General features: G+C 47.7%; 11 protein-coding genes. All 11 read left to right on the top strand.

Annotation, left to right across the window (positions count from 1 at the left end; genetic code table 11):
- Positions 1 to 193 precede the first annotated feature (193 nt).
- The 11 genes from KDD36_01245 (at position 194) to KDD36_01195 (ending at position 10,987) form a co-directional block, all read left to right on the top strand.
- Positions 194 to 1,072, top strand: coding sequence for a M23 family metallopeptidase (locus tag KDD36_01245; protein MCB0395244.1), 879 nt, complete (start codon positions 194 to 196; stop codon positions 1,070 to 1,072).
- Positions 1,073 to 1,077: 5 nt separating this feature from the next.
- Positions 1,078 to 2,580 (top strand): GH3 auxin-responsive promoter family protein, encoded by a 1,503-nt coding sequence (locus KDD36_01240; GenBank protein MCB0395243.1) that lies wholly within the window; start codon positions 1,078 to 1,080, stop codon positions 2,578 to 2,580.
- A 53-nt stretch (positions 2,581 to 2,633) separates the two neighbouring features.
- Positions 2,634 to 3,809, top strand: a complete 1,176-nt coding sequence (locus tag KDD36_01235; protein MCB0395242.1) for a 1-deoxy-D-xylulose-5-phosphate reductoisomerase — start codon at positions 2,634 to 2,636, stop codon at positions 3,807 to 3,809.
- A gap of 72 nt (positions 3,810 to 3,881) precedes the next feature.
- Positions 3,882 to 4,292, top strand: a complete 411-nt coding sequence (locus KDD36_01230) for a cobalamin B12-binding domain-containing protein (protein ID MCB0395241.1) — start codon at positions 3,882 to 3,884, stop codon at positions 4,290 to 4,292.
- A gap of 13 nt (positions 4,293 to 4,305) precedes the next feature.
- Positions 4,306 to 5,094 (top strand): enoyl-CoA hydratase/isomerase family protein, encoded by a 789-nt coding sequence (locus tag KDD36_01225; GenBank protein MCB0395240.1) that lies wholly within the window; start codon positions 4,306 to 4,308, stop codon positions 5,092 to 5,094.
- A complete protein-coding gene (locus tag KDD36_01220) occupies positions 5,094 to 5,369 on the top strand; it encodes an acylphosphatase (protein ID MCB0395239.1) in 276 nt (91 codons plus the stop codon). Before KDD36_01225 ends, KDD36_01220 begins: the two co-directional genes overlap by 1 nt.
- Before the next feature lie 41 nt (positions 5,370 to 5,410).
- Positions 5,411 to 6,907 carry an oligosaccharide flippase family protein gene (locus tag KDD36_01215; protein MCB0395238.1) on the top strand — a complete coding sequence of 499 codons (1,497 nt, stop codon included), beginning with the start codon at positions 5,411 to 5,413 and terminating at the stop codon, positions 6,905 to 6,907.
- A complete protein-coding gene (gene dut, locus KDD36_01210) occupies positions 6,894 to 7,331 on the top strand; it encodes a dUTP diphosphatase (protein ID MCB0395237.1) in 438 nt (145 codons plus the stop codon). The genes KDD36_01215 and dut overlap by 14 nt, the downstream gene beginning before the upstream one ends.
- 52 nt (positions 7,332 to 7,383) lie before the next feature.
- A complete protein-coding gene (locus KDD36_01205; protein ID MCB0395236.1) occupies positions 7,384 to 8,388 on the top strand; it encodes an NTP transferase domain-containing protein in 1,005 nt (334 codons plus the stop codon).
- Positions 8,389 to 10,137 carry a tetratricopeptide repeat protein gene (locus KDD36_01200; protein MCB0395235.1) on the top strand — a complete coding sequence of 583 codons (1,749 nt, stop codon included), beginning with the start codon at positions 8,389 to 8,391 and terminating at the stop codon, positions 10,135 to 10,137. It abuts the gene before it with no gap.
- A complete protein-coding gene (locus KDD36_01195; GenBank protein ID MCB0395234.1) occupies positions 10,097 to 10,987 on the top strand; it encodes a DUF4292 domain-containing protein in 891 nt (296 codons plus the stop codon). Before KDD36_01200 ends, KDD36_01195 begins: the two co-directional genes overlap by 41 nt.
- Positions 10,988 to 10,989: the final 2 nt, after the last annotated feature.

Genomic DNA, 10,989 nt, shown 5'->3' with positions numbered 1-10,989 from the left:
ATTTTATTTTGGGCAGTATCCCTTGGCTTTTATTTTCCCGGGACCATTTGTAGGGGGCAAAAAACGCATATATTCCACATGATCCTGATAACAGAAAGTTATGAATTGCCAGTCACAAATCAGAAATAACCCGGGGCAGTGCTTTACAGATAAACATCCGCTTGTCTGTTGTTTTTAAGATATTTGCAAACTTATGCAGGAAGCACCTAAGAAAAAACTGCGGCAACGCCTCAAGAATAAATACCGGTTGGTGGTGATGAATGACGACACCTTTGAAGAAAAGATGTCTCTTAAACTCACACCCATCAATGTGTATGCACTTATAGGAACTTTTACCATTCTTCTGATCGCTTTGGGAATTACGCTGGTTGCATTTACCCCGCTTAGGCAATATGTGCCGGGTTATACAGCCATCCAACTGCGAAAACAAGCCATAGGAAACGCACTGGCCGTCGATACCCTGGAAGAGAAACTCAGGCTATACGAACAGTATTTCGGAAATCTGCAACATATCTTGGCAGGTGAAGACACCACCGGACAAGACACCATCTTACCATCCGGCACTTCTGCGGTACCTTCAGATTATCAGAATATAGAATTGTCCAGGTCCAAGGCAGAATCGGAATTGATTGAAAAAATTGAGTCCGAGGATAAATTCAATCTGGCCTTCAATGAACCCGTTCCGAGTTCGGGATCACGCATAGATATGTTATTCTATACCCCGGTAAAAGGTTTGATCACCAGTGGATTTGATGCGCAGGAAAAACATTATGGTATCGACATCGTCTCAGCAGCCAATGAACCGGTAAAGGCCACCCTCGACGGGAAGGTCATCCTCTCAACCTGGACGTCAGAAACCGGTTACATCATCACTATTCAGCATAAGCATAACCTGGTTTCTCTGTATAAACATAACGCCGTATTGTTAAAAAAGACCGGCGAGTTTGTCAAAGCGGGTGAGGCCATCGCCATTATGGGTGATTCCGGTGAACTAACCAACGGCCCGCATCTTCACTTTGAACTCTGGCACAGCGGACAGGCTGTGAACCCCCAGGATTATATTTTATTCTGAACGATATGAGTTTAAAATCCACCCTCAGCATACCCGTTGCAAAGTTTATCCGGCAGCGTATGATGAAAAGTGTGGAGCGGCCGGATCAGGCACAGGCCGCCGTGTTCAATCACCTGATATCGACGGCAGCACAAACAGCCTTTGGCAAAGAACATGGATTTGGAAACATCTCAGCGCCCCGGGATTTCAAGAAACACGTACCCGTTAGAGACTACGAAAATCTTAAACCATGGCTTGAAAAGGTAAAGGATGGTGACTCGGATATTTTGTGGCCCGGTAAACCCATCTACCTGAGCAAAACCTCAGGAACCACCTCAGGAACCAAATACATTCCAATCACTTCTGAATCCATCCACAACCACATTGATACCGCACGAAATGCCTTGTTGAATTATATTGCTACCACCGGGAAATCAAAGTTCGTGGGAGGAAAAATGATCTTCTTGTCAGGCAGCCCCGAACTGGCAAAAACCAATGGTATCCTTACCGGTCGCCTGTCAGGTATTGTAAACCATCACGTACCCGGATATCTGCGGGGCAACCAGCTTCCTTCATATGACACCAACTGTATAGAGGACTGGGAGATGAAGGTTGATGCCATTGTCCGGGAGACTGTGGACAAAGACATGCGCCTTATCAGCGGCATCCCGTCCTGGGTGCAGATGTATTTCGAAAAACTGCTCAAGTTTACCGGAAAGGAAACCATCCTGGATATATTTCCAAACTTCAGCCTCTTTGTACATGGTGGGGTGAACTTCTCTCCGTACAAAGCAGGTTTTGATAAGCTGATCGGTGGCCACGTGGATACCATCGAACTTTATCCAGCTTCGGAAGGATTTATTGCCTTCCAGGACCGGCATGATGAAGAAGGTTTGCTGTTGAACGTGGACAGCGGGGTCTTTTTTGAGTTTATCCCCTTGGATGAAGTACACAATGAAAACCCGACACGGTTAACACTGCAGGAAGTAAAAACAGGTGTTCAGTATGCCCTTGTTCTCAGCAGCAACGCCGGCCTTTGGGCGTACAGCATCGGTGATACGGTTAAATTCATTTCCACAGACCCTTACCGATTGATCGTGACCGGCCGTATCAAACATTTTATAAGTGCTTTCGGTGAACACGTCATTGGCGAGGAAGTGGATCGTGCCATGCAGATCGCCGCCACGGAGTTCAATGCAGAGATCCGTGAATTTACCGTGGCTCCCCAGGTAAAGCCTGCAGACGGTTTGCCATACCACGAATGGTTTGTTGAATTCAGCATCCCTCCATCGGATCCGGAAGGGTTCCGAAACAGATTGGATGCCCTCATGCAACAACAAAATATCTACTATAAGGATCTGCTGGACGGAAATATCCTGAGAACGCTGGAGGTGCGGACTGTACAACAGGAAGGATTTATCGGATACATGAAGTCTATCGGGAAGTTGGGCGGGCAGAACAAGGTACCGCGGTTGTCCAACGATCGAAAAATAGCCGACGCTCTGCTGTCCGGAGGCTGGATCATTTAGAGTACAGATAGTCATCAACACAATAAAACCTATTTTTGCAGCCTGCGCATCACATGAGGGTACAGGAAAAGAAACATATCGCCATCCTTGGGTCTACCGGATCAATCGGTACACAGGCACTTGAAGTGATCGCCGGGCAGCGTGATCATTTCGAAGTGGAGGTACTGACAGCCCAAAACAATGCAGCATTATTAATTGAACAGGCGATTGCATGGCGGCCCAATGCCGTCGTTATCGGAAATAAGGATGCTTACCGGCAAGTATCGGATGCCCTGGAATCCTTTGATATCAAAGTATACGCCGGATCCGATGCCCTGGAACAGGTGGTGGAGATGGAAGAGATCAACCTGGTGTTGACCGCCCTCGTCGGTTCGTCCGGCCTGAAACCTACACTCCGAGCCATTCGTGCAGGAAAAACCATTGCGCTTGCCAACAAGGAAACACTGGTGGTAGGTGGAGATATCGTTACGCAAACCGCCAGAGAAGCGGGTGTGAATATTTACCCGATTGACTCCGAACACTCAGCCATCTTCCAATGTCTGGCAGGAGAGTTTCACAACCCCATCGAGAAGGTAGTACTGACCGCTTCCGGTGGACCATTCCGGGGCCGAAAGGCTTCCGGACTTCAGGATATCAAACCTGAACAGGCATTGAATCACCCCAACTGGGACATGGGCGCAAAAGTGACCATTGATTCCGCAACCCTGATGAACAAGGGGTTGGAGGTGATAGAAGCCCGATGGCTCTTTGGTTTGCGACCCGAGCAGATCGAAGTGATCGTTCATCCGCAAAGCATCATTCACTCCATTGTGCAATTTGAGGACGGATCCATGAAAGCGCAGATGGGTTTGCCAGACATGAAACTGCCCATTCAATATGCCCTGGGATACCCCAATCGTATGAAATCTGAATTCCCAAGGTTTAACTTCATGCAATATCCGGAACTCACATTCGAATCACCCGATATTGAGACCTTTCGATGTCTCAGGCTTGCATTCGATGCCATGAAACAGGGAGGCAACAGTCCCTGTGTCATGAATGCCGCCAACGAAATTGCCGTAGCTGCTTTTTTGAATGAACAAATTCCATTTACCGGTATTCCCGGGGTCATCGAACAGTGCTTGGCTCAAGTCCCCTTTATAGCAAAACCTGGTCTTGATGATTTGCTCCAAACCGACCACGAGACCCGTGCGGTGGCGGAAGACCTGATTACCCGGGTAAAAGCGTAAAGTTGGCACCCCCGCACCATGTGCGGCTTTGGCACAAATTATTACATTTGTCAAAAGCGCAAGCCCCCTATTATGAACCGACCTATTCGTGTGTTGATCGCCAAAGTTGGCCTGGATGGGCATGACCGTGGCGCAAAAGTAATTGCCTCATTTTTGAGGGATGCCGGGATGGAAGTGATCTATACCGGACTCAGACAAACCGCCGAAAAAGTGGTGAACGCTGCATTGCAAGAGGATGTGGACGCGATAGGGATCAGCATTTTATCCGGTGCGCACATGACAGTATTCCCGAAAATCAAGGAAATGATGAATAATAAGGGGTTGGATGACGTTCTACTCACCGGAGGTGGCATCATACCGGATGACGATATGAAAAAGCTGGCAGAAATGGGTGTGGGACAATTGTTCGCACCGGGAACGGAAACGGGGGTCATTGTGAACTACATACGCGATTGGGTGGAAACCCATCGCAACCACTCATAAACCGATTCGATATATGGAAAGCGTTACTTATGAAAACTTACTGGCGGATGTGGAAGCCGGAATTCTCACCCTCACCATTAACCGCCCTGATAAGCTGAATGCCTTGAACAGGGCTACCCTTGAAGAGATCCGATCAGTGGTGCTCGAAGCAAGTGATGACCAGGAAGTAAAAGGTATCATCATCACGGGTGCCGGAGAAAAAGCATTTGTTGCCGGCGCGGATATCAAGGAATTTTTAGATATCTCCCCGGAAGAAGGAAAAGCGTTTGCTGCGAACGGCCAGGCTATTTTCAAAATGATTGAGGATTGCCATAAGCCCGTGATCGCTGCTATTAACGGATTCGCCCTCGGGGGCGGGTGCGAGCTTGCCATGGCCTGTCATCTGAGGGTTGCCTCGGAAAATGCACGCTTCGGACAACCAGAAGTGAACCTGGGTTTGATCCCGGGATATGGTGGTACCCAGAGACTGATCCAATATGTCGGAAAAACCAAAGCCGCAGAACTCCTGATGACCGGAGACATGATCACCGGCGAAGAAGCATTGAAGCTTGGTCTTCTGAATGCCCTGACAAGCAAGGAAGAATTAATGACCAAAACACGGGAACTCCTTGATAAGGTACTTTCCAAATCCCCGGTGGCAGTAAAAGGTGTGATACGCTGTCTGGATGCACATTTCAAGGATGGGGAGGACGGCTTTGTGACCGAGGTTGAGGAGTTCGGGAAATGCTTCGGGACGGAAGACTTTAAAGAAGGGACCAGCGCTTTTCTGGAAAAGCGGAAACCACAATTCCCCGGAAAATAATGGTAAAACATATCTCCATCAGGGTTTCAGGGAAAGTCCAGGGGGTGTATTATCGGAAGTCCGCACAACATGAAGCACAAAAACTGGGCATTGCAGGTTTTGTCAGGAACGAGGCCGGAGGAGATGTATGGATAGAAGCACAAGGCGAAGAGAGCCTGATTGATGCGTTCATTAAGTGGTGCGGAAAAGGTCCGGAGAATGCACGTGTTGACAATCTGGCCATTGAAGAGCATCCTGTATCGCAATCCTATGCAACATTTGAGATCAGGCACTAAGTGTCGGGATCATACCTTTACAAAAGCGTACCGTATATCCTTTGAATCCACTTAAGAAACTGGCAGGACAAACGGCCATCTATGGCCTCAGCAGTATTATCGGGAGGTTCCTGAATTTTCTGCTCATCCCTCTTTATACGCACGTTCTGCCCGAGCATGAGTACGGTGTGGTCACAGAGATGTACACCTATCTGGCATTGCTTATCATCATCCTGACCTATGGCATGGAAACTGCCTACTTCAGGTTTAGTGAAAGCACGCTGGATAAGAAAAAGGTATATGCCACCGCATTGACTTCGCTGATACTGACTTCGCTGATCTTTCTGGTTTCAGCCGTCATGTTCTCATCACAGATTGCCGCCGTACTAGGCTATCCGGACAACACGGAATATGTTGTGTGGTTTGCCATGATCATTGCATTTGATGCCATCTCAGCCATTCCGTTTGCCAAACTCCGGTCCGAAAACAAAGCCACGGCATTTGCCACCATCAAGCTGGTCAACATCAGTATCAATATCGGATTGAATCTGCTCTTCATATTGGCAGCGCCCCACTTGTTTTCGGAGACGTTGGGATTCAACGGATTGTTTCTGGGACCACGTGCCGGAGTCGGATATATTTTTATCGCCAACCTGGTAGCCAGTTCTGCAACCCTTCTCCTCTTGTTTATATGGTCCGGACAAATTCGAATCGGTATTGACCTGCACATCTGGAAAGAAATGCTGGTATACGCCCTGCCGTTGCTGATCCTGGGGGTTGCGGGTTCAATCAACGAGACCCTGGACCGTCTGATGCTCAAGTACCGGCTTCCTCTGGATTTTGAAAGCAGGATGGCCGCCGTTGGCGTTTACGGTGCATGTTATAAGCTGGCCATGATCCTGACACTGTTCGTGCAATCGTTCCGCTATGCAGCAGAGCCATTCTATTTCTCCCATGAAAAAGAAAAAGACGCGCTGAAGACATACGCCAACATCATGACATACTTTTCTGCTGTTTGCGGACTGATCTTCCTGGCCATCATGGTTTACATGGATATTGTAAAAACACTTATTGGTGAGCGTTATCACGTGGGGTTGAAGGTGGTTCCAATCATTCTGCTGGCCAATGTATTTCTGGGCTTCTTTTATAACCTGTCCATCTGGTATAAATTAAGAAAGAAGACCTTCACCGGCGCCATGATCACGGTTTGCGGTGCAGCCATCACCATCGTAGGGAACTACTTCTGGATCCCCGCATATGGCTATATGGCATCTGCATGGGTAACGTTGGTCTGTTACATGTCCATGGCATTCCTATCTTATTGGATCGGTAAGAAACATCTGCCCGTGCCATACCACCTGCCCAAAGTAATCGGATACATTATACTGGCATTGGGATTGTATTACCTGAACGGTTTCATGCCGGAAATGCCGTTCTGGATGGCTCAAATTGCCAATACATTCTTTATCTTCGTCTATCTGTTGGCGGTCATATCCACCAATCCGGAATTGCTTGAAAAACTAAAAACACTCCGACGCCCTCAACATGACAAAAATTAAGATCATAAACCAATCCCGGCATCCGCTCCCTGAATATGAGACCGTACAGTCTGCAGGAATGGATTTACGCGCCAACATTGAAGAGGACATTACACTGGCACCACTGGGTCGTGTATTGATACCAACCGGTCTGTTCATTGCTCTTCCCCAGGGCTTTGAAGCACAGGTAAGACCCAGAAGCGGACTGGCCATCAAAAAAGGGGTTACCGTTCTCAACAGCCCCGGCACCATCGATGCCGATTACCGCGGAGAGGTATGTGTAATCCTGGTGAATCTTTCCAATGAACCTTTTGTGATTCGGGATGGCGAGCGCATTGCGCAAATGGTCATCGCACGTCATGAAAGCGTGACCTGGGAGGTCAGTGAGGCCCTGGAAGAAACATCCCGCGGTGCCGGTGGATTCGGTCATACAGGTAAACATTAGAAACGACCTTCGGAATTAAGAGTTAAGATTTGAGATTTAAGAAATACGAATTATGAGAATTATTATACCAATGGCTGGAATGGGAAAACGGATGAGACCTCACACGCTCACCATACCCAAACCCCTGATCCCGGTGGCCGGAAAACCGATTGTGGAGTGGCTGGTTGAGGACCTTGTGGCTATGTGCCAGGAGAAAGTAGAGGAAGTCGCTTTTGTTATCGGTGATTTCGGAAAGCAAGTGGAAGATGCCCTGGTAAACATTGCTGCTTCCCATGGCGCCAAAGGAACCATTCATTACCAGGAAGAGGCCCTCGGTACAGGACATGCCATCCTATGCGCAGAGAGTGCATTGAAAGGCAAAGTGATCGTGGCATTTGCAGATACCTTGTTCCGTTCGGACTTTAAACTGGATGAAAGCAAAGACGGTGTGATATGGGTACACAAGGTGGAAGATCCCAGGCCATTCGGTGTGGTGAAAGTAAATGATGATCAGGTGATCACCGACTTCGTGGAGAAACCCCAGACCTTCGTTTCAGACCTCGCCATTATCGGCATTTATTATTTCGGCAGTGGTGAAACCCTGCACAGTGAACTCCAGTACCTGATCGATAACGATGTCAGGGATAAGGGAGAATATCAGTTGACGAGTGCACTGGAGAACATGAAAGCCAAAGGTGCCCGCTTCGCCCCCGGAACAGTAAGCGAATGGCTTGACTGCGGAAATAAAAATGCTACCGTGGATACCAATCAACGCATGTTGGAACGCTTTCGCGACAAGTCACTGGTGAGTCAAAACATCAAGCAGGAAAACAGTGTTATTATCCCTCCGTGTTTTATCGGGGATAATGTGACCCTCAAAAATGCCGTCGTCGGACCGCACACATCTGTGGGGAAAAATACAACCATCACAGATGCCGTTATCCATAATAGCATTGTTCAGGAAGATTCTGTGGTAAAGGGACTAGTGATCAGTAATTCAATGATCGGTAACCATGTTTCCCTCGAGCATGAGGCTTCAGACCTGAGCATCGGCGATTACACGACAGTGAAAAACTAAATGAAAAGCCTGATCCGTCCATACCTTTTTTTAATCCTCACTGCAACACTTGTGGGCACGGGATGCAAATCGCATGAGGTTGCGCAGTCAGGCGTATCATCAAAAACCAAGGTCCTTGATGAAAAGGATCAACTTACAGTTACCCGGCTTTTTTATTCGGCGGCCAAAGAGAAGGTCCTTGGAAACCTTGACATCGCGGTTAATCTTTACAACCAATGTCTTCGCATCGATCCGGCCAACCATGCCGTGATGTACGAGCTGGCCACCGTCTTCAACAACACCGGCCGTTATGAAGATGCCCTGGGTTTTGCCAGAAAAGCGGTGAGCCTGGACCCACAAAACAAATGGTACCAGCTGTTGCTTGCCAAGGTTTGCATGAACAACCGGCTGTATGAAGATGCCATAAGTGTATACCGCCGCCTGCTGAAAGATGATCCTGAAAACCTGGAATATGTATATGAACTGGCTGCAGTGCAGATCACCGCGGGCAAACTGGAGGCTGCCATTAAAACATACCAGGAAGTTGAAGACCGTATGGGCCTTGATGAAGATCTGATCGTACAAAAGGAACGCCTGTACCTTCGGATGGGAAAGGTGACTGAAGCAGTGGCTGAGATTAACAAACTGATCCAGTCTAATCCGGCTGAAGGAAGATATTATGGCATGCTTGCCGAGCTTTATTTCGCCAACGATATGGAGGAAGAAGCGCTGAAGGCATTTCTGAAGCTGAAGGAGGTGGACCCTGAAAACCCGATCGTACATTTTTCGTTGGCCGACTATTACCGCTCCATTGGCCAGGATGATAAATCTTTTGAAGAACTCAAGGCCGGATTCCAACAGGAAAATGCGAACATAGACACCAAGATCAAGATTCTTCTTTCGTACTATTCTATTTCCGAAACTTATCCCGCACTTACAGGCCAGGCCATGGAGCTTTGCGATATCATGGTCCGCACACACCCCAATGAACCAAAAGCGTTTGCTATGTATGGTGACTTTCTGTACAGAGAGAACAAGCTGGAAGAAGCACGTGACGCATTCCGAAAAGCCATCTCCCTGGATCACGAGAAATTTGCAGTATGGAAACAGCTGCTCATCATAGAATCCGAATTAGAAGATTTCCCGGCAATGGCCGAGGAAAGCCAAAAAGCGTTGGAACTCTTTCCAACCCAGGGACTCATTTATCTTCTAAACGGACTTGCCAACATTCAAACCAAAGATTTTAAAAAGGCCGTAGATGTCTTGAATGCCGGTCTTGATTTCGCGCAGGATGATGCGGTGGTAAAAGGCCAGTTTTTTACCAATCTTGGCGACGCTTATCACGGCCTCAATCAACACCGTGAATCGGATGGTGCATATGAAAAAGCCCTGACTCTGGAACCAAGGAATGCTTACGTTCTGAACAATTACAGCTACTATCTTTCATTACGCGGCGATAGCCTGAACAAGGCCGCACGCATGGCGGAAAAAGCCACGGTTATTGAGCCAAACAATGCTTCTTTCCTGGATACCTACGGTTGGGTGATGTTCCGTTTGGAGAAATATGAAGAAGCGGAGAAGTGGATCAAGAAAGCCATGGAGTTATCCGATAAAGACAGGCCAACCATCCTTGAACATTACGGAGATATTCTTTTCAAGCTGGGAAGAACCGAAGAAGCACTGGAGTACTGGCACAAGGCACGCGCTATTGGATTGCCTTCACAGTTGCTTGAGAAAAAGATCAACGACCGAAGATACTACGACCAATAAAGAAGTGAGATTACCTCTGTTACAACCCATATCAAAGGGGCAGCGTTTCCTTTTTATCCTTCTGATCCCCTTTTTGGGTCTGATGTTACCCGCCTGCCGAACAACAAAAAAGACCGCTACAACTATTACCGAACATAAAAGTCCGGTCGATCTCTTTACGAAACTCAGAGAAAGCCAATTGCAATTCGAATGGCTGAGTACCCGTATCGCAGCTCAAGCCACCATCGGTAAAACAAACCATTCGTTCAGTGCCAACCTTCGCATGAGGAAGGACAGTGTGATCTGGGTATCCATCACCACCATGTTGGGGATAGAGGTGGCACGGGCCATGATCACCCCGGACTCCATCAAATTCATCAACCGTCTTGCCCCGGAAGATCAAAAATATTTCGAGGGCGATTTCAACTCTTTATCCAAACTGATAGGCGTAGACCTGGATCTTAACTTCTCCTTTCTTCAATCCATTATCACCGGGAACTATTACCCCCACTATGCAGATTCCGTCTTCAAAGCTACAGAGCATCAAAAATTCTATAACCTCGGAACGGTGAACCGTCACCGTTTGAAAAAGTCAATCAATGATAAAGACGACAGCGACTTTGGAGTCATCAAGCACGATATCCGCATAGAGCCGGACCATTTCCGTATCATTCGGGTGTTGATGAATGACCTCGCTGAGAATCGTAAATTCGAAACCAATTATTCCAAGTTCAAGGAGATTGATGGCCAATGGTTTCCTCATGAGTTGGAAGTGGATATCAATGACAAGGAGAAAACATATGTCAGGCTGGCACATTCAAAAGTTACCTTGAATAAACCCCAGCGTTTCCCATTCAATGTGCCCGACTGATG

The organism is Flavobacteriales bacterium (assembly GCA_020435415.1).
Lineage (GTDB): Bacteria > Bacteroidota > Bacteroidia > JACJYZ01 > JACJYZ01 > JACJYZ01.
The sequence above is the reverse complement of the archived record's forward strand: the minus strand, read 5'-3'. Positions and strand labels throughout refer to the sequence as shown.

Excerpts from the sequence above, each read along its gene's own strand:
- KDD36_01245 (MCB0395244.1), top strand. The coding sequence starts at position 194 with ATGCAGGAAGCACCTAAGAAAAAACTGCGGCAACGCCTCAAGAATAAA.
- KDD36_01240 (MCB0395243.1), top strand. The coding sequence starts at position 1,078 with ATGAGTTTAAAATCCACCCTCAGCATACCCGTTGCAAAGTTTATCCGG.
- KDD36_01235 (MCB0395242.1), top strand. The coding sequence starts at position 2,634 with ATGAGGGTACAGGAAAAGAAACATATCGCCATCCTTGGGTCTACCGGA.
- KDD36_01230 (MCB0395241.1), top strand. The coding sequence starts at position 3,882 with ATGAACCGACCTATTCGTGTGTTGATCGCCAAAGTTGGCCTGGATGGG.
- KDD36_01225 (MCB0395240.1), top strand. The coding sequence starts at position 4,306 with ATGGAAAGCGTTACTTATGAAAACTTACTGGCGGATGTGGAAGCCGGA.
- KDD36_01220 (MCB0395239.1), top strand. The coding sequence starts at position 5,094 with ATGGTAAAACATATCTCCATCAGGGTTTCAGGGAAAGTCCAGGGGGTG.
- dut (MCB0395237.1), top strand. The coding sequence starts at position 6,894 with ATGACAAAAATTAAGATCATAAACCAATCCCGGCATCCGCTCCCTGAA.
- KDD36_01205 (MCB0395236.1), top strand. The coding sequence starts at position 7,384 with ATGAGAATTATTATACCAATGGCTGGAATGGGAAAACGGATGAGACCT.
- KDD36_01200 (MCB0395235.1), top strand. The coding sequence starts at position 8,389 with ATGAAAAGCCTGATCCGTCCATACCTTTTTTTAATCCTCACTGCAACA.